Annotated in this window: 20 protein-coding genes; 10 read left to right on the top strand and 10 right to left on the bottom strand. The window is 65.8% G+C overall.

Going from position 1 to position 18,774, the window contains the following annotated elements; translation table 11 throughout:
- Positions 1–132: 132 nt before the first annotated feature.
- From UNPF46_RS24690 to UNPF46_RS24675, 4 genes are all read right to left on the bottom strand, one after another.
- On the bottom strand, positions 133–348 hold the full coding sequence (locus tag UNPF46_RS24690; protein WP_142251732.1) for a hypothetical protein: 216 nt from the start codon (positions 346–348) through the stop codon (positions 133–135).
- A 61-nt stretch (positions 349–409) separates the two neighbouring features.
- Positions 410–1,618, bottom strand: coding sequence for an MFS transporter (locus UNPF46_RS24685; RefSeq protein ID WP_142251731.1), 1,209 nt, complete (start codon positions 1,616–1,618; stop codon positions 410–412).
- Complete coding sequence (gene kdsA / locus UNPF46_RS24680; RefSeq protein ID WP_142251730.1) at positions 1,618–2,466, bottom strand: 3-deoxy-8-phosphooctulonate synthase; 849 nt, start codon at positions 2,464–2,466, stop codon at positions 1,618–1,620. The genes UNPF46_RS24685 and kdsA overlap by 1 nt, the downstream gene beginning before the upstream one ends.
- Before the next feature lie 126 nt (positions 2,467–2,592).
- The gene (locus UNPF46_RS24675) at positions 2,593–2,919 is read right to left on the bottom strand and encodes an NIPSNAP family protein (protein WP_142251729.1); all 327 of its coding nucleotides are present in this window, start codon (positions 2,917–2,919) and stop codon (positions 2,593–2,595) included.
- A 189-nt stretch (positions 2,920–3,108) separates the two neighbouring features.
- On the opposite strand from UNPF46_RS24675, the gene UNPF46_RS24670 reads away from it, so the two are divergent.
- The 5 genes from UNPF46_RS24670 (at position 3,109) to UNPF46_RS24650 (ending at position 6,546) form a co-directional block, all read left to right on the top strand.
- The gene (locus UNPF46_RS24670) at positions 3,109–3,783 is read left to right on the top strand and encodes a response regulator transcription factor (RefSeq protein ID WP_142251728.1); all 675 of its coding nucleotides are present in this window, start codon (positions 3,109–3,111) and stop codon (positions 3,781–3,783) included.
- A gap of 5 nt (positions 3,784–3,788) precedes the next feature.
- Positions 3,789–5,165, top strand: coding sequence for a sensor histidine kinase (locus tag UNPF46_RS24665; protein WP_142251736.1), 1,377 nt, complete (start codon positions 3,789–3,791; stop codon positions 5,163–5,165).
- Between the two features lie 107 nt (positions 5,166–5,272).
- On the top strand, positions 5,273–5,926 hold the full coding sequence (locus UNPF46_RS24660; RefSeq protein WP_181770093.1) for a class I SAM-dependent methyltransferase: 654 nt from the start codon (positions 5,273–5,275) through the stop codon (positions 5,924–5,926).
- Positions 5,927–6,014: 88 nt separating this feature from the next.
- On the top strand, positions 6,015–6,275 hold the full coding sequence (locus UNPF46_RS24655) for a BrnT family toxin (RefSeq protein WP_100179777.1): 261 nt from the start codon (positions 6,015–6,017) through the stop codon (positions 6,273–6,275).
- Positions 6,259–6,546, top strand: a complete 288-nt coding sequence (locus UNPF46_RS24650; protein WP_100179776.1) for a BrnA antitoxin family protein — start codon at positions 6,259–6,261, stop codon at positions 6,544–6,546. Before UNPF46_RS24655 ends, UNPF46_RS24650 begins: the two co-directional genes overlap by 17 nt.
- 5 nt (positions 6,547–6,551) lie before the next feature.
- Here UNPF46_RS24650 and pyrG read toward each other — a convergent pair whose 3' ends face one another.
- The 3 genes from pyrG to tpiA all read right to left on the bottom strand — a co-directional run bounded on the left by pyrG (position 6,552) and on the right by tpiA (position 9,631).
- Complete coding sequence (gene pyrG / locus UNPF46_RS24645) at positions 6,552–8,183, bottom strand: CTP synthase (RefSeq protein WP_100179775.1); 1,632 nt, start codon at positions 8,181–8,183, stop codon at positions 6,552–6,554.
- A 166-nt stretch (positions 8,184–8,349) separates the two neighbouring features.
- Entirely contained in the window at positions 8,350–8,736 is a 387-nt protein-coding gene (secG, locus tag UNPF46_RS24640) for a preprotein translocase subunit SecG (protein ID WP_100179774.1), read from the bottom strand.
- Positions 8,737–8,875: 139 nt separating this feature from the next.
- Complete coding sequence (tpiA, locus tag UNPF46_RS24635) at positions 8,876–9,631, bottom strand: triose-phosphate isomerase (protein ID WP_142251726.1); 756 nt, start codon at positions 9,629–9,631, stop codon at positions 8,876–8,878.
- Positions 9,632–9,909: 278 nt separating this feature from the next.
- Here tpiA and UNPF46_RS24630 point away from each other — a divergent pair, with 278 nt between their 5' ends.
- From UNPF46_RS24630 to moaC, 4 genes are read left to right on the top strand one after another with little or no spacing between them, the layout of a single operon-like run.
- Positions 9,910–11,811, top strand: a complete 1,902-nt coding sequence (locus tag UNPF46_RS24630; protein ID WP_142251725.1) for a SurA N-terminal domain-containing protein — start codon at positions 9,910–9,912, stop codon at positions 11,809–11,811.
- 14 nt (positions 11,812–11,825) lie between these two features.
- Positions 11,826–12,839 carry an anthranilate phosphoribosyltransferase gene (gene trpD / locus UNPF46_RS24625; RefSeq protein WP_142251724.1) on the top strand — a complete coding sequence of 338 codons (1,014 nt, stop codon included), beginning with the start codon at positions 11,826–11,828 and terminating at the stop codon, positions 12,837–12,839.
- A gap of 7 nt (positions 12,840–12,846) precedes the next feature.
- Entirely contained in the window at positions 12,847–13,668 is an 822-nt protein-coding gene (gene trpC / locus UNPF46_RS24620) for an indole-3-glycerol phosphate synthase TrpC (protein ID WP_142251723.1), read from the top strand.
- Position 13,669: 1 nt separating this feature from the next.
- Positions 13,670–14,233, top strand: coding sequence for a cyclic pyranopterin monophosphate synthase MoaC (gene moaC, locus UNPF46_RS24615; protein WP_142251722.1), 564 nt, complete (start codon positions 13,670–13,672; stop codon positions 14,231–14,233).
- A gap of 6 nt (positions 14,234–14,239) precedes the next feature.
- Here the strand turns inward: moaC and UNPF46_RS24610 are convergent, their stop codons facing one another.
- On the bottom strand, positions 14,240–14,404 hold the full coding sequence (locus UNPF46_RS24610) for a Flp family type IVb pilin (protein ID WP_142251721.1): 165 nt from the start codon (positions 14,402–14,404) through the stop codon (positions 14,240–14,242).
- A 323-nt stretch (positions 14,405–14,727) separates the two neighbouring features.
- Here UNPF46_RS24610 and UNPF46_RS24605 point away from each other — a divergent pair, with 323 nt between their 5' ends.
- Positions 14,728–17,460, top strand: a complete 2,733-nt coding sequence (locus UNPF46_RS24605) for a bifunctional diguanylate cyclase/phosphodiesterase (RefSeq protein WP_181770092.1) — start codon at positions 14,728–14,730, stop codon at positions 17,458–17,460.
- Here UNPF46_RS24605 and UNPF46_RS24600 read toward each other — a convergent pair.
- Together UNPF46_RS24600 and UNPF46_RS24595 are read right to left on the bottom strand one after the other, a co-directional pair.
- A complete protein-coding gene (locus tag UNPF46_RS24600; RefSeq protein WP_142251719.1) occupies positions 17,457–18,068 on the bottom strand; it encodes an RNA polymerase sigma factor in 612 nt (203 codons plus the stop codon). The genes UNPF46_RS24605 and UNPF46_RS24600 overlap by 4 nt on opposite strands.
- A 316-nt stretch (positions 18,069–18,384) precedes the next feature.
- Entirely contained in the window at positions 18,385–18,735 is a 351-nt protein-coding gene (locus tag UNPF46_RS24595) for a hypothetical protein (RefSeq protein ID WP_142251718.1), read from the bottom strand.
- Positions 18,736–18,774: the final 39 nt, after the last annotated feature.

The following is an 18,774-nucleotide window of genomic DNA, read 5'->3' as shown; positions in this document are numbered from 1 at the left end:
AATCAGAACCGAAGCTCTAGATTCTTGTTTTGACGCGTTTTCTTCACGCGAACCGGTGTCCACTTCGCTCGAAAACGCTCTAGCGGTCGCACGGTCAGCGAAGCGCGATGCCGGGTCTCGCCTCGCGCCGCGCTACTTGGGGGCGGTCAACTTTTCCCAGGGACGTTTGCCGCTGGCATCTCTGTCCCATGGACGCGCGGTCGGCGCGTTCCTTTCCTCGACGGCCGCCTTGGCGCGATCTGCCTGTACCTGCTCGCGATCCGTCAGCAATGGCTTGGGTTGCGCTTCGGACGTCTGTGCAGCGACTGGACTTATGGCGAGCAGCGCTGCGATGAGAAACTTTGTCATCCCCGGCTCTAGCACGTGCGAGGCAGGACGTCCGATTTAGTTTCCGGCGCCTGCTGTTCCATCACGCCCGCGCGTCAGCCGGAGCCCGCTGCTTCAGCAGCCGGGCGCAGACAAAGCCGAGTACCACCATGATCCCCGCGCTTGCGACCAGGGTCGGCATCTTGCCGGCATGCTGGAGCCCGAAACCATAGGCGAGCGGCCCCACGGTCTGCCCCATGAAGAAGAAGAACGAATGCAGCGACAGCGCGGTGGCGCGCGCTTCGACCGAGAGCTCGCTGGCGAAGACCTGCAGGCAGCCATGGGCGATGTAGAAGCCCCAGCCCATCACGATGAGATTGAGGGCCTGCACCTCCCAGCGCGGCCCGAACGCGACGGCAACGAGCTGCGAGGCAACCAGCGTCATGCCCACGATCATCATGCCCTTGACGCCGAGCCACGGCAGCAGCCGCGACACCGTCAGCGTGTAGAACAGGCCGCCGACCGCAAAACCCGCAATGACCAGGCCGGCGATCGACAACGATGTCTGGCCGAGCTCGAACAGGAACGATGCGATGTAGGGAAACAGGCCGAGCACGCAGCAGCCTTCGATGAACACCGCGGAGTAGCAGACATAGGCGTTCGGGTTGGTGAAGATGGTGCGATAGCCCGCCCTCAGCGCCGACAGGCTCGTCTTCGGGGGATGCTTGACCCTGGCGCCGCGAAAGCCGGCGGCGACCGCGATCGAGGCGATGATCACCAGCCCGCCGAGCACCGCCAGCACGCCGCGCCAGCCGAGGAAATCGCCGATCAGGCCGGAGGCCGAGGCACCGAGCAGATTGCCCGTCATGGCGCCGGCAAGCGTGCGGCTGATCGCAACCTGGCGTTTCTCGGGGCCGACGAGATCGCTGGTCAGGCTGAGCGCCACCGGAAACACGCCGCCCGAGCCGATGCCGGCGAGAATGCGGGTCGCAAACAGAACCGAGAACGAGGTCGAAAATGCGCCGAGGATGTTGGCGAGGCCGAGCAGCGCCAGGCAGCCGATCATCAGCCGCGTCTTGCCGAACAGATCGGCGGCAGCGCCGATGATCGGCTGGATGATCGAGAAGGTGAAGGCGAACACCGCGGCAAAGCCTGCGGCGGTCGCGATGCTGACGCCGAAATCCTCGGCGACATGCGGTAGCACCGGATCGAGCGCCCGCGCCGACAGGGCCGCGGCAAAGCTTGCGCCCGAGATGACGTAGAGCGCCGTCGGCAAGCCGTGGTCGTGCGGCCGCGCCTCGCTCTTCTGCATCAGCGCGGGTTCTTTGCCAGCGCGTCGAACGCCATCAACCTGGCGATCAGCCCTTCGAACTCGCGCAGCGGCACCATGTTGGGTCCGTCCGAAGGCGCGCGGTCGGGATCGGGGTGGGTCTCGATGAAGACGCCGGCAACGCCGACGGCAACCGCCGCGCGTGCGAGCACCGGCACGAATTCGCGCTCACCGCCCGACGAGGCACCCTTCCCGCCCGGCTGCTGCACCGAATGGGTGGCATCGAAGATCACGGGCGCACCGGTGGTGCGTGCCAGGATCGGCAGCGCGCGCATGTCGGAGACCAGCGTGTTGTAGCCGAACGACACGCCGCGCTCGGTGACCAGCACGTTGGGATTGTCAACGCTGGTGATCTTCGCGACGACATTGGTCATGTCCCACGGCGCGAGGAATTGTCCCTTCTTGACGTTGACGACCTTGCCGGTCGCAGCCGCCGCCAGCAGCAGATCGGTCTGCCGGCACAGGAAGGCCGGGATCTGCAGGACGTCCACGGCCTGCGCCACCTCGGCGCATTGCGTGGCCTCGTGCACGTCGGTCAGGACAGGCAGACCGAGCGAGGAGCGGATTTCGGCGAAGATCGGCAGCGACTGCGCAAGGCCCAAGCCGCGCGCCGCGGACGCGCTGGTGCGGTTGGCCTTGTCGAACGAAGTCTTGTAGACGAGGCCGATGTTCAGCCGCGCCGCGATCTCCTTCAGCGCGGAGGCGACCTCCAGCGCATGCTGGCGGCTTTCGAGCTGACATGGTCCGGCAATGATCGAGATCGGCAGATCGTTGCCGAACTTGACCTTTCCGATGGTGACGACCGGCGCCGCTGAATGCGAAGAGCTCAAGACAAATCCCTCGTTTCGGCGCGACCATAGCCGCCACGAGGGTCGGATCAACCCTATTCGGCCCAGGCCATCCGAATATCAGGGTTGCGCCGGGGCTGCCGGCGCCGCCCTTGCCGCGGCAGATTCCTACTTCACGGTCGAGAAGGCAGTCGGCGTCAGGATCTGGCTGACGATATTGCCGACGATCTGGCCGTCCGCTTCGCTCTCCGCGCGTGCTTTGATCCAGTCCGGATCGGTCATGAACTTGCCCCATTTCGTCTCGCGCTCGGCAAGCGACTCCCAGGCGAGGAAATAGGTCAGCTCCTGGTTGGATTCGCCGATCAGCGTGGTGAAGAAGCCGGCCTGCTTGATGCCGTGTTTCTCCCAGATCTTCAGCGTGGCGGTCTCGAACCGCTTCAACAGCGCCGGCAGGCGGCCGGGCACGCAGCGATAAACGCGCATTTCGTAGATCATTCATGTTCCTCCCTGAACAGGTCCGGCGGTTATAGCGGCTGCCCGCGAGGGTGTCTTGAGCCCGGACCGGCCGCCCCCCGCGGCGCTCCGCGCATGGCTTGCGCGTCCGGCGCCGCGCCGGACTCCCGCAATGCTGCCGCAATGATCGGGCCGCTACAAAGGCTCAGTCGCAGCCTGGGTGCCTGTCACATGCGGATTTTGCTGGTCGAGGATGAAGCGGAGATGGCCGGCGCCCTGGCCTCGGCGCTGAAGCGCTACGACATGGTGGTGGACCACGCCCCGACGCTGGCCGAGGCGGAGGAGGCCATCTCGGCCGACGTCCACGCCGCCGTCCTGCTCGACCGCCAGCTTCCTGACGGCGATGGCCTGGCCCTGATTCCAAAGCTCCGCGCGCGCGCCGACGGCGTGCCGATCATCGTCCTGACTGCGCGGGGCGAGCTCGCCGACCGCATCGCCGGGCTCGACAGCGGCGCCGACGATTATTTGGCCAAGCCGTTTGCAGTCGAGGAGCTGCTGGCGCGGCTGCGCGCCGTGCTGCGGCGGCCGGCGGGCCTCTCCCCCGACGTGACCCGCGCCGGCCGCCTCGCCTTCGACCTCAGTCATCGCGAGGCCAGTATCGACGGCGTGCCGTTCGAGCTGCCTCGCCGCGAGCTGCTGGTGCTCGAAGCGCTGGTCCGCCGCATGGGCCGGACCGTGCTGCGCTCGGCGCTGGAAGAGGCGGTCTATAATTTCGACGACGAGATCCAGTCCAACGCGCTCGACACGCATGTGTCGCGGCTGCGGCGGAAGCTTGCGGACGCCGACGCCGGCATCGAGATCCACGGCATTCGCGGAGTCGGCTACCTCCTGAAGAAGCTGCCATGAGCACGATCAGCGCGCACCACGATCCCTATTGCCTGCGCTCGCGCCTGAGCTGGCGCCTGCTGTCGCTCCAGGCCGCGCTGCTCCTTGCACTTGTCGCCGTCGTGGTCGGAGCGTTGTGCGCCTCCGGCTTCGTGCTCGCCGAGCGCGACGAGGACCGCGTCATCGACGTCGTCCAGCGCGCGCTCATGCGCGACGCACAAGGCGGACTGGCCCTGCGACGGACGGCCGAGCTGCAGCACTTGCGCAGCGAGACGCCCGACCTCTGGTTCCTCGTGCGCGACCGGCAGGGTCGCATCCTGAGCGAAGGCACCGTGCCGGCCGAATTCGCCGCGATCGGCAACGGCCTCGACCAGATCAGCCAGGCGCGGCTCGGCTGGCAGATGTTCGAGGACGATCCGCGCAAGCCGGCGGCACGGCTGAAGCGGGTCGACACCGATGCCGGCAATGTGCAGGTCATCACGGCGACGCAAGGACGTCTGACCGGCGCCAAGGCGCTGTTCATGACATCCCTTGCGTTCCTCGGCCTCGCCCTGCCCGGCCTGTTGCTGATGGGAACGGCGACGTTCATCGCGACGCCGATGATCGTGCGCCGCGCGTTCAGGGGGCTCGATAGCGCGGCGGACGAGGCGCGGCGCATCGATATCCATCAGCGCGGCGCGCGGCTGCCGGTAGAGCGCATCCCGCTGGAGGTCATGCCGCTGGTGACCGCGATCAACGACGCGCTGGCGCGGCTCGACCAGGGCTATGCCCGCCACAAGCGCTTCGTTGCGGATGCCGCGCACGAGCTTCGTACACCGATCGCGATCCTGAACACACGGCTGGAATCACTGGCCCCTGGGCCGGACAAGACCCGTCTCATGGAGGATGCCGCGCGGCTGGCGACGCTTGCCGAACAATTGCTCGATATCCAGCGGCTCGACCGCTGCGGCCATCCCTTCACGCGCGTCAATCTCGTCACCGTTGCGCAAGGCGTCGCCGCCGATCTCGCGCCGCTGGCGATCGCCGCGGGCTACGAGCTGGCGCTCGACGCGCCGGCGGCACCGATCGAGACGATGGGCGATGCGGCGGCGCTGGAGCGCGCGCTGACCAATCTCGTGCAGAATGCAATCCAGCACGGCCCGCGCCGCGGCACGATCGGGATTCGCGTCGGCAGGCCCGCGAGCATCGAGGTCGCGGACGAAGGCGCCGGCATTCCCGCCGATCAGCGCGAGCAGATCTTCGAGCCGTTCTACCGGCTGACGCCGCTCGATCGCGGCGCCGGCCTCGGCCTCAACATGGTGCGCGAGATCGTGCAGCTGCATGGCGGCCACGTTTCGGTCGCGGACGGACCGGAGGGCGGCGCCTGCTTCCGGATGACGCTGCCGGAAGTGCGGCAGAGCTGATTCAATTTGGTATTTGCGCCCCGTAGCGCAATGCTGTCGCAATGCGCTCCCGCGACACTGCATGCGCCGCGCCTCCAATTGAGGTGCAACCAAGATCCGGAGTGCGCATGCCCAACGATTTTCTTTCGTTCTTCCTGTCCTGGATGTCGTCCCCGCGGCGGGTCGGCGCGGTCGCACCATCGGGTGCGGCGCTCGCCGATCTCATCACGCGCGAGATCAGTGCAACCACGGGACCCATCCTCGAGCTCGGTCCCGGCACCGGCGCGTTCACCTACAAGCTGCTCAAACGCGGCGTCCGTCCGCAGGACCTCACGCTGATCGAATACGGCTCCGACTTCATGAAGCTCCTGCAGATGCGCTTTCCCGGCTCGCGCGTGCTGTGGATGGATGCAGGCCGGCTTGCGACCGAGCGGCTTTATGAGGGCGCGCCCGTCGGCGCGGTGGTGAGCGGCCTGCCGCTGCTGAACATGAGCAGGCGCAAGGTGATCTCGATCCTCAGCGGTGCGTTCAGCTATGTCCGCCCCGGCGGCGCCTTCTACCAGTTCACCTATGGCATGAGCTGCCCGGTGCCGCGGCCCGTGCTCGACCGGCTGGGCCTGCGCGCCAAGCTCGTGGACCGCGCCCTGCTCAACGTGCCGCCCGCCGCCGTCTACAGGCTGACGCGGCGGCCACAGATGAAGCTGATCACGGGATCGGTTGCGCCGGAGGTATCGACGCAAGCGAGGTGGGAGACCGAGCGCGACTGCAGCCTTGCGCCCTGAGGCAGAGCGCCGGCCCAGGTTGCGGTCCGACGAAGCCACGATACCATCGCGATTGACCCCGCGGCGCACAAATCGTATATACGAAAAAATGGCCGATTTCGATCCAGCGAAAGATGCGGCCAATGTCGCGAAGCACGGCATCTCGCTCGCGCGTTGGTCGGATATGGAGGTTCGAGCCATCGTCAGCGTCGAACCTTTTGACTACGGCGATCCGCGCTATCGGGCTTACGGGTTCATCGATGGCGTCGCGCATTGCCTGGTGTTCACCATTCGTGACGATCGATATCGACCAATCAGCCTGCGACGTGCCCATGCCAAGGAATTGAAACGCTATGTCCCGGAAAGCTAAGCGATCGACGATCGATCGGGAAAACCCCGAGTGGACGCGAGAGGATTTCGCGAAGGCGACCAAATTTCCGGCCGGCATCCGGCTGGGAGACATGAAGCCGAGTCAGCTCGCCTCCATGGTCGGCAAGCGCGGGCCGCAGAAGGCTCCGACCAAAATTCCAGTGTCGATCCGGCTCAGCCCCGAAGTCGTACAACACTTCAAGGCGAAGGGCCCTGGCTGGCAATCGAAGATCGACGCCGCGTTGCGCAAGATGGTCAAGAGAGCAAGTTGAGCTGGTTACACCAGCCGGCTCTGCACCATCGCCGCCTGGATGAACGAGGCGAACAGCGGGTGCGGCTCGAACGGCCGCGACTTCAGCTCGGGGTGGAACTGGACGCCGATGAACCAGGGATGATCCTCATACTCGACGATCTCAGGCAGCACGCCGTCGGGCGAGAGCCCGGAGAATTTCAAGCCGTGCTGCTCGAGGCGATCCTTGTAGGCGGTGTTGACCTCGTAGCGATGGCGGTGGCGTTCGGAAATCTCGGTCGCGCCGCCATAGACCTGCGAGACGCGGCTGCCGCGATTGAGCGCGGCGGGATAGGCACCGAGGCGCATGGTGCCGCCGAGGTCGCCGGCCTGCGAGCGTTTCTCGAGCTCGTTGCCGCGCAGCCATTCCGTCATCAGGCCGACCAGCGGCTCCTTGGTCGGGCCGAACTCGGTGGAGTTGGCGTCCTCGATGCCGACGAGGTTTCGCGCGGCCTCGATCACCGCCATCTGCATGCCGAAGCAGATGCCGAAATACGGCACGTCGCGTTCGCGCGCGAACTGCGCCGCCTTGATCTTGCCCTCCGCGCCGCGCTGGCCGAAGCCGCCCGGCACAAGGATGCCGTTGACGTGCTCGAGGAACGGCGCCGGATCTTCCTTCTCGAAGATCTCGCTCTCGATCCAGTCGAGATTGACCTTCACCTTGTTGGCGATGCCGCCGTGTGAGAGCGCCTCGATCAGCGACTTGTACGCATCCTTCATGCCGGTGTACTTGCCGACGATGGCGATGGTGACGTTGCCTTCGGGATTGCGGATGCGCTCGTTGATCTGGTGCCAGCTCTTGAGCACCGGCGGGATGCGCGATTCGATGCCGAAGGCGGCAAGCACTTCGTCGTCGAGGCCTGCCGCGTGATAGGCTTCAGGCACGGCATAGATGCTGTCGGCGTCGCGCGCCTCGATCACGGCGCTTTCGCGCACGTTGCAGAACAGGCCGAGCTTGCGTCGCTCCTCCTTCGGGATCTCGCGATCGGTGCGGCAGAGCAGGATGTCCGGCTGGATGCCGATCGAACGCAGCTCCTTCACCGAATGCTGCGTCGGCTTCGTCTTCAATTCGCCGGCGCTCGGAATGTAAGGCAGCAGCGTGAGGTGAATGTAGATGGCGTGATCGCGCGGCAGCTCGTTCTTGAGCTGGCGGATCGCCTCGAAGAACGGCAGGCCCTCGATGTCGCCGACGGTGCCGCCGATCTCGACCAGCACGAAATCGTAATCGTCGTTGCCGGAGAGGACGAATTCCTTGATGGCGTTGGTGACGTGCGGAACCACCTGGATGGTCGCACCGAGATAATCGCCGCGGCGCTCCTTGGAGATGATGTCCTGGTAGATGCGTCCCGTGGTGATGTTGTCCTGCTTGGTCGCAGGCCGGCCCGTGAAGCGCTCGTAGTGACCGAGATCGAGATCGGTCTCCGCGCCGTCATCGGTCACGAACACTTCGCCGTGCTGATACGGCGACATCGTTCCGGGATCGAGATTGAGATAGGGGTCGAGCTTGCGGAGGCGGACCTTGTAGCCCCGGGCCTGCAACAGCGCACCGAGTGCCGCTGAAGCCAGACCCTTGCCGAGCGAAGAAACCACGCCGCCGGTGATGAATATGTACCGCGCCATGGGACTTAACCTCTAATCCCTCGAATTCGATTCGCCAAAGCGATTCGTATTCCGCCCCAAAGATTTTGCGGGCCTGTGGGTGAGCCAAAACTAAGAGTGGTGACAGTGCCTTGATGGGGATCTTTGATGCAGGACGGTAGCGGCCGCCCTGCATGGCCCCCCTGCTTTATTGCGAGCGCGGCACCTGTGGGCCGGTCGGGGCCGGCGCCTGCTGCTGCTCGTCGGCCTTCTTCAGCGAATCCAGGATGCCGCCCGAGGTCGGCGGGGCGACCGGCGATCCGCCGGCCGGCTGGCCCTGCGACGCCGGCGTGCCGATGATCGACGACGGCGCACGGCTGTAGCCCGCGTGCCAGGACAGGAACATGCTGGTGAGGAAGAAGCCCGCCGCCAGGATCGCGGTGGTCCGCGTCAACAGATTCGCGGTGCCGCGGCTGGACATGAAACCCGCACCGCCGCCCATGCCGAGGCCGCCGCCTTCCGACTTCTGGAGCAGGACGGCGCCGATCATGACGGCGACGATCATGAGGTGGATGACGATGACAACGGTCTGCATGGTGCCCTTCCGTCACAAGCGGACGGCGCCTGACGGCGGCCGATCGCGCTTCGCGGGTTTTCCTGAAGTTGCGCGGTGTTACACGATCGGAGGGGGTATTGCCACCCCCGATCGGTCCCGAACCAAAGCTTTGGATTAGCTAGGGGCACCCCTTCGCGATCGCAAGGAAATCAGCCGCTTTCAGGCTGGCGCCGCCGACCAGGGCGCCGTTGACGTTCTTGACTGCCATCAGCTCGGCCGCGTTCGAGGGCTTGACCGAGCCGCCATAAAGGATGCGCATCCTGGCGCCATCGGCCTTGAACCTGGAGGTCAGGAGTTCCCGGATAAATCCATGGATTTGCTCGACATCCTGGGCGGTCGGGGTCAGGCCGGTGCCGATCGCCCAGACCGGCTCATAGGCCACGATCAGGTTGGCGGCGGTCGAGCTATCGGGCAGCGAGCCGGCAAGCTGGCCGCGTAGAATGTCCAGGGTCTGGCCGGCGTCGCGCTGGGCTTGGGTTTCGCCGATGCACACGATCGCCGTCGCCCCGGCACGCCAGGCAGCCTCCGCCTTCTGCCGGACCAGGGCATCGCCCTCGCCGTGGTCGGCGCGACGCTCGGAATGGCCGACGATGATGGCGCTCGCGCCCGCATCCGCCAGCATTTCGGCGGCGATATCGCCGGTATGGGCGCCGGAGGCCTTGGGATGGCAATCCTGGGCGCCTACCGCGACCTTCTTGCCGCGCGCCTTGTCGGCAAAGGCCGCGATCAGGGTCGCCGGCGGGCAGACCAGCAGATCGGCCTTGGCGGCCACATCTGCCGCGCCGCTGAGCATGGCGTCGAATTCGGCAGTCGAGCCCTTCAGCCCGTTCATTTTCCAATTGCCGGCGATCAGGGGGCGGATGGCGTCGGTCATGTCAATTTCCAGCAAAATGAGGTTTGCGCATGCGCTAGCAGAGGACCTGCTGCAGTTCCAGATTCTTGTTTTGACGCGTTTTCCGGCGCGAACCGGGGTCCACTTCGCTGGAAAACGCTTTGGGGCCTTTAACCGCAGCTCCCAGCGGTCGCCTGACCTGAGGTTGCGGGGGGAAAGCCGCCACTTTATGATGATTGATCAATTTGGTGACGCGCTTTTGCGGAATCTGCCTTAAGACGCGCTCCCGTTCCCCTCCTGACCAAAACAAGTTGGACCAAATGCTTCGAGGAATGCGCAAGGCCTCATCAAACTGGGTCGGCAAGACCATTATGGCGATCGTAATGGGCGTGCTGATCGTCAGTTTCGGCATTTGGGGAATCGCCGACATCTTCAAGGGCTTCGGGCAGTCGACGGTGGCCAAGATCGGCAGCACCGAGATTTCGCTGAACGAGTTCCGTCAGATCTACACCGACCGCCTGCAACAGATCAGCCGCCAGTTCGGCCGTCCGCTGACGCCCGACCAGGCGCGTGCCTTCGGCCTCGACCGCCAGGTGCTGCAGCAGACCATCGCGGAAGCCGCCCTCGACGAGGAGGCGCGCCGGCTCGGACTCGGCCAGTCCGACGACCAGATCCGCCAGGTCATCATGAACGACCCCAACTTCAAGGGCGTCGGCGGCAATTTCGATGCGAACCGCTTCCAGGCCATGATCCGCAATTTCGGCTATACCGAGCAGCGCTACGTCGCCGAGCAGCGCAAGGTGTCGCTGCGCCGGCAGATCACCGGCACGATCGGCGCCGGCCTCGAGCCGCCGAAAACCATGCTCGACGTGCTGACGCGCTTCCAGAACGAGCAGCGCACTATCGAATTCGTCAGGCTCGATGCCGCCCAGGCAGGCCAGATCGACGCGCCCTCGCCCGAAGCGCTCGCGGCCTATTTCGAGGATCACAAGGTCCAGTTCCGCGCGCCTGAATATCGCAAGATCTCCTTCGTCGTGGTCTCGCCGGAAGAGATCGGCAAGTGGAGCGAGGTGTCGGACGAGGACGCCAAGAAGGTGTTCGAGCAGCGCAAGGACCGGCTCGGCACGCCGGAGAAGCGCCAGATCCAGCAGATCGTCTTCCCAAACGCCGCTGAAGCGCAGGCCGCCCGGGAGCGTCTCGTCGGCGGCATGTCGTTCGAGGACCTCGGCAAGGAGCGTGGGCTCAGTGCCTCCGATGTCGACCTTGGCCTCGTCACCAAGTCTTCGCTGGATGCTGCGGTCGGCGAAGCCGCCTTCGCGCTTCCCGCCGGCGAGATCAGCCAGCCGATCCAGGGCGCGCTCGGCACGTCCATCGTCAAGGTCGACAAGATCGAGCCGGGCGCCGAGGCCGACTATGCGAAGCTTGCCGGCGACATCAAGCGCGAGCTCGCCACCGAGCGTGCGCGCGTCAAGGTCAACGACCTTCGCGACAAGATGGAAGACGAGCGCGGCGGCGGCGCCAGCGTGATCGACGCGGCGCAGAAGCTCGGCCTCACCGCCGTGACCATCGACGCCATCGACCGCTCCGGCCGCGCCCCGAACGGCCAGCTGGTCGCCAACATTCCGCAAGGCCTCGACGTGGTCTCGCAGGCTTTCAACACCGATGTCGGCGTCGACAACGACTCGATCTCGTTCAAGGGCGGCTACGTCTGGTACGACGTGCTCGCCATCACGCCCTCGCGCGACCGCAATCTCGACGAGGTCCGCGACCAGGTCGAGGCGCGCTGGCGCCAGGATCAGATCGCGGCCAAGCTGAAGGCCAAGGCGACCGAGATCGTGCAGAAGCTCGAAGCGGGCGGCAAGTTCGCCGACGAAGCCACAGCGATCGGCGCCAAGGTCGAGACCGCAAACGGCTTCAAGCGCGACGACACGCCCGCCAGCGTGCCCGCGGCGGTCGTGTCGGCCGCCTTCCGCGCCGCCAAGGACGGTGTCGGCCAGACGCCGGTGACCGGCGGCACCGAGGTGATCGTCTACCGCGTCACCGACATCGTCGATCCCCCGGTCGATGCCGCCTCCGATGCAGTCAAGAAGCTGAAGGAGAGCCTCGACCGTGCCCAGACCGAGGAGCAGGTTGCGGCCTACGTCAACAAGCTTGAAACCGACATCGGGACCACCATTAATCAGGCCGCCTTCGCGCAAGTGACCGGCGCGAACCAGCAGTAGGTTGAAAGCACGCGATGGACGACCTGAAATCGATCATTGGAAAAGTGGCGACCGGCGCCAGCCTGTCGCGTGACGAAGCCGCTTCCGCCTTCGACGCCATGATGAGCGGCGAGGCCACGCCCTCGCAGATGGGCGGCCTGCTGATGGCGCTGCGTGTGCGCGGCGAGACCGTGGACGAGATCACCGGCGCGGTTGCGGCGATGCGCTCCAAGATGCTCACGGTCGATGCGCCCGCAGACGCCGTTGACATCGTCGGCACCGGCGGCGACGGCTCCGGCTCGGTCAACGTCTCGACCTGCGCCTCCTTCATCGTCGCGGGCGCCGGCGTGCCGGTGGCCAAGCACGGCAACCGCGCCCTGTCGTCGCGCTCGGGCGCCGCAGACGTGCTGGCTTCGCTCGGGGTGAAGATCGACCTGAAGCCCGAGCAGGTCGGCCGCTGCGTCCGCGAATGCGGCATCGGCTTCATGTTCGCCCCTGCCCATCATCCCGCCATGAAGAACGTCGGCCCGACCCGGGTCGAGCTCGCCACGCGCACGATCTTCAATCTGCTCGGTCCCCTGTCCAACCCGGCCGGCGTGAAGCGGCAGATGGTCGGCGTGTTCTCCCGGCAATGGGTGCAGCCGCTGGCGCAGGTGCTGAAGAATCTCGGCTCCGAATCCGCCTGGGTGGTGCACGGCTCCGATGGTCTCGACGAGATCACCCTCACCGGCCCGACCTTCGTCTCCGCGCTCCACAATGGCGAGATCCGGAATTTCGAGGTGACGCCGGAGGACGCCGGCCTGCCGCGCTGCGAGCCCGGCGCTCTCAAGGGCGGCGACGCCGACGCCAATGCGATCGCGCTGCAAAGCGTGCTCATGGGCAAGCCGAGCCCCTATCGCGACGTGGCCCTGATGAACGCCGCCGCCGCGCTGGTCGTGGCCGGACGAGCCAAGGACCTCAAGGAGGGCGTTGCGATCGGCGCGAAGTCGCTCGACAGCGGCGCGGCGAACACGCGCCTGAAGCATCTGATCGCGGTCTCGAACGGCTGAGCCTGACATGTCGGACATCCTGACCAAGATCGAAACCTACAAGCGCGAGGAGATCGCGGCCGCCAAGCGCGCGCAGCCGCTGTCGGCGGTCGAGGCGAAGGCCAAGGCGCAAGCCGCGCCCCGCGGCTTCCTGCGGGCGATCAGGGCCAAGCACGCCAATGGCGACTACGCGCTGATCGCGGAAGTGAAGAAGGCCTCGCCGTCGAAGGGGCTGATCCGCGCCGATTTCGATCCGCCCGCGCTTGCGAAGGCCTATGAGGCCGGCGGTGCGGCCTGTCTGTCGGTGCTGACCGACACCCCCTCGTTCCAGGGCCATCTCGATTTCATGGTGGCGGCACGCGCGGCGACGTCGCTGCCGGTGCTGCGCAAGGATTTCATGTTCGACACCTATCAGGTGGCGGAAGCCCGCGCGCACGGCGCCGACTGCATCCTGATCATCATGGCTGCGCTCGACGACGCCACGGCCAAAGACCTCGAAGACGCCGCGACTGCCTATGGGATGGACGTGCTGATCGAGATCCATGACCGCGCCGAGCTCGACCGGGCGCTGAAGCTGCGGTCGCCGATGATCGGGGTCAACAATCGCAATCTGCGTACCTTCGAAACCACGCTTGCGACCAGCGAGGCCCTTGCACCGCTGATTCCTTCGGACCGCCTGATGGTCGGTGAGAGCGGCATCTTCACGCCCGCCGATCTCGCCCGGCTAGAGCGCGTCGGCATGTCGACCTTCCTGGTCGGCGAGAGCCTGATGCGGCAGGCCGATGTCACCGCGGCGACGCGCACGCTGCTCGCGCGCGAGACATCCGCGCGCGCGACCGGTACGCGCTGACATGGCGCACAAGGCTTCCACGACCAAACCTGCCAAGGCCAAACTCCTAAAGGCCAAACTCCTGAAGGCCAAATTCCAGAAGGCCAAGGCCGGCCCCGCCCTCACCCATATCGGCGCCTCCGGCGAGGCGCGGATGGTCGACGTCTCGGACAAGCCGGCCACCGAGCGGCTCGCGGTCGCTGAGGGCCGCGTGATCATGACCAAGGCAACGCTCGATCTCGTCGTCTCGGGCAACGCCAAGAAGGGCGACGTGCTCGGCACGGCCCGCATCGCCGGCATCATGGCCGCCAAGCGCACCTCCGAGCTGATCCCGCTGTGTCATCCACTCGCGCTGTCGAAGGTGACTGTCGACATCGAGCCGGACGCGAAGCTGCCCGGCTGCGTGGTGCGCGCCAGCGTCAAAGTGACGGGACCAACCGGCGTCGAGATGGAGGCCCTCACCGCGGTGTCGGTGGCCTGCCTCACCATCTACGACATGATCAAGGCGGTCGAGCGCGGGGTCCGCATCGAGGGCATTCACCTGGCCGAGAAGCTCGGCGGCAAGTCCGGCCATTACCGCGCCTGATCGTCGCTACTTCAGCGCAGTGCTGATCGACGTGAATTTCGTGTTGAGCCTGGCGCCCAGGCCGTTGATGACGGTGATGATCGCAAGCGCGATGCCGGCGGCGATCAGGCCGTATTCGATCGCGGTCGCACCGCGCTCGTCGGCGAGAAAGTTCTTCAAGGTGCTATTCATCGTGTTTCCTCTCGGTGTCCCGACAGGCGTGCTCGCAATTCACGTGCCAATGCCCACGCAAGGCTCGCCAGCACCTTAGATGGTTAAGTCCTCCTTGATCGCGACCCGACCGGCAGGAATTGACCGGCAAGGCCAGCGCCTGCGGCAACTTCTGCAGGTCTCGTCGTGCATGTTCTGCGTGCGCATCGACTGCCTTTGTGTGCGGCCGTTCACATCGCGTTAACCGCGCTTCCTAACTTCGCCTCCACATCGTTCCCGTAAACCAACGGATGCTTTCGGGGCCAAGAATTGATCCTGACGTGTGCAGGCAATGATCCAGTATGATGACGACGAGATTCGGCAGTCGCCTCTTTGACCAGGTCTTTGCGCGCAGCGGACCGATCCGCTGGCTGGTGGTGGGCGGCACCCTGCTGATCGCGGCCATCGCCATCGGCTCCGTCCTGATGGCGCAGAATTTCCGCGAGCGAGCGCTGCGCAACTCCGGCCGCGAGCTGGAGAACACCGTGCTGATGCTGGCCCATCACTTCGACCAGCAATTGCAGGATTTCGCGGTCATCCAGCGAGACTTCGTCGATCACGCGCGTTCGATCGGCATTGCCAGCGTCGCGGACTTCCGCACGCGCCTCTCGGATCGAAGCGTCCACCAGATGCTGCGATCGAAGATCGAGGCGCTACCCTATATCGGCGGGGTCAATATCATCGATGCCGAAGGCAATCTGATCAATTCATCGACGGCGTGGCCGGTGCCCAAGGTCAACATGGCTGACCGCGCCTATTTTCGCACATTCAAGTATGATCCCAATGCGCCGGATGTCCTGATCGAGCCGCTGCACAGCCGGATCTCCGGTGCCTGGACCATCCTGGTAGCCCGGAGGATCCTCGGTCCGAACGGTGAATTCCTGGGCGTGGTCGGACGCGGGATTGAGCCCGCCAACTTTGAGAAATTCTTCGCCTCCGTCGTGCTCGGAGAAGGTGCGACGATCTCGATGCTGCATCGGGACGGCACGCTGCTCGCCCGCTATCCACATTCCAGCGAATTGATGGGGCGGAACTTCAAGACCGGCTCATTCGAGCAGCAGAGGGTTTTCGGCCTCGATCACTTCGCCGGGCGCTTCGTCAGCCCGGTCGACGGAGAAGATCGGCTGATCTCCTCGCGCGCCCTGCCCCATTTCCCGATCCTGATGATGGCCACCACGACGCGCGCGGCGGCCCTGACCGACTGGCGCGAGCAGATCGGCATGCTGATCTCGGTCGCCGGCGCTTCCGCGCTCGCGATCGCCGGCGTGCTGATCGCAGTCGTGCGCAAGCTCTTGGAGCAGCACCGTGCCTCGCGCGAACGGCTGACGCTGGAGAAACAGCGGCTCGACCGCGCCGTCAACAACATGACGCAGGGCCTGTTGCTGTTCGACGCCGAGCGGCGGATGGTGGTCTGCAACCAGCGCTACATCGAGATGTACGGCTTGTCCGCCGACGTTGTGAGGCCCGGCTGCAGCTTCCACGACATCATCGCCCATCGCAAGGCGACCGGCTCGTTCACGGGGAATGTCGACGCCTACGTCGCGCTCGTCCTGAAGGACATCCACATTCGCAATTCCATGGTGGTCGATACCGCAGATGGCCGCTCGATCCACATTCTCAACGAGCCGCTCGCGGATGGGGGCTGGGTGGCGACCCATGAGGACATCACCGAGCGCCGCCGCATCGAGGAGCGCATCACCCACCTCGCCCATTACGACGCGCTCACCGACCTGCCCAACCGCACCATGTTCCACGAGCATCTGCGCGAAGAGCTGGCCGCCGTCGGCAACGGCGAACAGATCGCGGTGCATTACATCGACATCGACGAGTTCAAGGGCGTCAACGACGCGCTCGGCCATCTCGTCGGCGACGAGCTGTTGAAATCGGTTGCCGCGAGCCTGCGCCGCTGCGCCGGCCCGGCGGATTTCGTGGCTCGGCTCGGCGGCGACGAATTCGCCATCGTCCAGAGCGCGGTGACGTCGCTCGATCAGGTCAACGAGCTCGTCGCGCGGATCTTCGAGGCCATCCGTGCGCCGTTCGACTGCCTGGGCCATCATCTCATCACCGATGCCAGCATCGGCATCGCGCTCGCACCGGAACACGGCATCGCGCTCGACCAGGTCCTCAAGAACGCGGACATGGCGATGTACGCCGCCAAGTCCGCCGGACGCCACACCTATCGCTTCTTCGAGCCGGAAATGGATGCCAAGGTGCGCGAGCGCCGGCAGCTCGAGAGCGACCTGCGCCACGCCATCGCCCAAGGGGGGCGCGAAGGCGGCCTCGAGGTCTATTACCAACCCTGCCTCAGCCTGAAGGATGATCGCATCACCGGCTGCGAGGCCCTGGTGCGCTGGCGCCATCCCGAGCGTGGCATGGTCTCGCCGGCAGAGTTCATCCCGATCGCCGAGGATACCGGCCTGATCAACGAGATCGGCGAATGGGTGCTGGCGACCGCCTGCCGCGATGCCGCAAGCTGGCCTGACGACATCCGCCTCGCCGTCAACGTCTCGCCGGTGCAGTTCAAGAGCGGCACGCTGGCGCTGAAGATCATGTCGGCGCTCGCCGCTTCGAACCTGCCGGCGAGCCGGCTGGAGCTCGAGATCACCGAGGCGGTGCTGATCCGCGACGATGACGCCGCGCTCACGATCCTGCACCAGCTCCGTGCCATCGGCGTTCGCATCGCGCTCGACGATTTCGGCACCGGCTACTCCTCGCTGAGCTATCTGCACCGCTTCCCGTTCGACAAGATCAAGATCGACCGCTGTTTCGTCGACGACATCGCCGGTCCCGACGGCTCCGCGAGCATCGTCCAGGCCGTCGTCAATCTGGCGACCGCGCGCCGCATGACCACCACGGCCGAGGGCGTCGAGACCGAGGAGCAGCAGCGCCTGCTCCGCGCGCTCGGCTGTTCCGAGATGCAAGGCTATCTGTTCAGCGCCGCAAAGCCGGCCGACAAGGTGCTGGAGCTGTTCGCGCTGCATCGCAGCCGGCTCGCCCAGCGCGGCGGCCAGGAGAACCGCCGCCGCGAGGCCGGCTAGGTCGAGCTTCGGTTGTCGGCGCAGCGGCATTCCCAGAAGCTCTCTTCCAGGCAGACGACGCAGGTCCGCTCGAGGCGCTCCCTCAGCGCGTGCCTTGCGCGGTGAAGCCGAACGGTCAGGTTGTTCACGGTCACGCCAAGATCAGCGGCAACCGTTTCCCGCGGCTCGCCGCCGAGATCGAGCCTTCTGATGACCTCGGCATGCTCCGGCTTCAGCAACGACAGATGAGCATGAAGACAGTCGCAAACTGCGGCATTCGCCGCGGTGTCCTGGTCGGCCGCGAGACGATTGTTGAGCTCATTTGGAAACGACATCTCCCGCGTCCTGCTCCGTGATGCCTGGCGGTGGAAGTCCGCAATGGTCGTCGCCAGAACCCTGCTCAGCCAGCCTCGGACCGAGTCCGCATCGCGGATATCGCCGGACCGCTCCAGCGCGCGCAACATGAACGCCTGGAGCACCTCTTCCGCTTCGGCCCGACCGCCAAGACGGCGCTGCAGATAACCGCGCAGGCGATCGTAGCTGCCGACGAGCGCAGCACGAACGACCGTGTCCTGCACATCCTGGAAACCGGCCGCCTGTCCCGGCGGACTCTCGTTCGGCGATTTCATGACCTATTGTCCTTGCATGCCATCCGGCAGATCGCTTTGGAGGAGCGAAAAATTCGTCCGATCGCGCGCGAGCGCGAACCGCGGTGGCAGCAGCTCACGAACGACAGGTCGCGAGAGGTCGCTCACTGCGGAGCTCGCGCGGTCCCCCGCCTTGCCGCGAGCCAATGATCGCCCTGTCGGCCCCCTCCGCTCGACGCGCAGCGCCACGCGAGTCCCTGGCGCGCATCGCCGTCATCCGCCGGGTATGGCACCCGCCACAGACGTGTCGATCCGCGCTCGGACCTGGAGCGGAGCAGTACGGCCTTCGGGAGCTATCTCAGGCGATGGGGGGACGATAGTGGCGGCGATACGCGCCTTCGTTGCCGATCACGTCCGGCTGCGCTTCGCAGCGCGAGTGCGGGGACACGAATTGCGCGATCCCAGGGGCTTGAGGCGACACGGCGCTGAAGCACAGCACCGAGCCGCAGCAGGTGGCATGCCGGTCGCCGGGCCGGTCCTTGCCGTCTTCGCAATCCCCAGCCATCGCAACGTCATGCGAATGCACCGCGGCCCCGGCACTTTCACGATGCTCGTGCGTATGCGCGGGCTGATCGAGCCGATCATCGCACTGGATCGATGCATCGGGAACGCTCGAGATCGCGAGGGACGGTGTCATCGAGGCAAACAAATAGGCGACGGCGACAAGCCATCCCCACCATCTTCGCCT

The organism is Bradyrhizobium sp. UNPF46 (genome assembly GCF_006658625.1).
GTDB classification, from domain to species: domain Bacteria; phylum Pseudomonadota; class Alphaproteobacteria; order Rhizobiales; family Xanthobacteraceae; genus Bradyrhizobium; species Bradyrhizobium nitroreducens.
The sequence above is the reverse complement of the archived record's forward strand: the minus strand, read 5'-3'. Positions and strand labels throughout refer to the sequence as shown.

What these genes read in the sequence shown, in the direction of transcription:
- UNPF46_RS24690 (WP_142251732.1), bottom strand. Translation starts at nt 348, where the DNA reads ATGACAAAGTTTCTCATCGCAGCGCTGCTCGCCATAAGTCCAGTCGCT.
- UNPF46_RS24685 (WP_142251731.1), bottom strand. Translation starts at nt 1,618, where the DNA reads ATGCAGAAGAGCGAGGCGCGGCCGCACGACCACGGCTTGCCGACGGCG.
- UNPF46_RS24675 (WP_142251729.1), bottom strand. Translation starts at nt 2,919, where the DNA reads ATGATCTACGAAATGCGCGTTTATCGCTGCGTGCCCGGCCGCCTGCCG.
- UNPF46_RS24670 (WP_142251728.1), top strand. Translation starts at nt 3,109, where the DNA reads ATGCGGATTTTGCTGGTCGAGGATGAAGCGGAGATGGCCGGCGCCCTG.
- UNPF46_RS24660 (WP_181770093.1), top strand. Translation starts at nt 5,273, where the DNA reads ATGCCCAACGATTTTCTTTCGTTCTTCCTGTCCTGGATGTCGTCCCCG.
- UNPF46_RS24655 (WP_100179777.1), top strand. Translation starts at nt 6,015, where the DNA reads ATGGCCGATTTCGATCCAGCGAAAGATGCGGCCAATGTCGCGAAGCAC.
- UNPF46_RS24650 (WP_100179776.1), top strand. Translation starts at nt 6,259, where the DNA reads ATGTCCCGGAAAGCTAAGCGATCGACGATCGATCGGGAAAACCCCGAG.
- pyrG (WP_100179775.1), bottom strand. Translation starts at nt 8,183, where the DNA reads ATGGCGCGGTACATATTCATCACCGGCGGCGTGGTTTCTTCGCTCGGC.
- secG (WP_100179774.1), bottom strand. Translation starts at nt 8,736, where the DNA reads ATGCAGACCGTTGTCATCGTCATCCACCTCATGATCGTCGCCGTCATG.
- tpiA (WP_142251726.1), bottom strand. Translation starts at nt 9,631, where the DNA reads ATGACCGACGCCATCCGCCCCCTGATCGCCGGCAATTGGAAAATGAAC.
- UNPF46_RS24630 (WP_142251725.1), top strand. Translation starts at nt 9,910, where the DNA reads ATGCTTCGAGGAATGCGCAAGGCCTCATCAAACTGGGTCGGCAAGACC.
- trpD (WP_142251724.1), top strand. Translation starts at nt 11,826, where the DNA reads ATGGACGACCTGAAATCGATCATTGGAAAAGTGGCGACCGGCGCCAGC.
- trpC (WP_142251723.1), top strand. Translation starts at nt 12,847, where the DNA reads ATGTCGGACATCCTGACCAAGATCGAAACCTACAAGCGCGAGGAGATC.
- moaC (WP_142251722.1), top strand. Translation starts at nt 13,670, where the DNA reads ATGGCGCACAAGGCTTCCACGACCAAACCTGCCAAGGCCAAACTCCTA.
- UNPF46_RS24610 (WP_142251721.1), bottom strand. Translation starts at nt 14,404, where the DNA reads ATGAATAGCACCTTGAAGAACTTTCTCGCCGACGAGCGCGGTGCGACC.
- UNPF46_RS24605 (WP_181770092.1), top strand. Translation starts at nt 14,728, where the DNA reads ATGACGACGAGATTCGGCAGTCGCCTCTTTGACCAGGTCTTTGCGCGC.
- UNPF46_RS24600 (WP_142251719.1), bottom strand. Translation starts at nt 18,068, where the DNA reads ATGAAATCGCCGAACGAGAGTCCGCCGGGACAGGCGGCCGGTTTCCAG.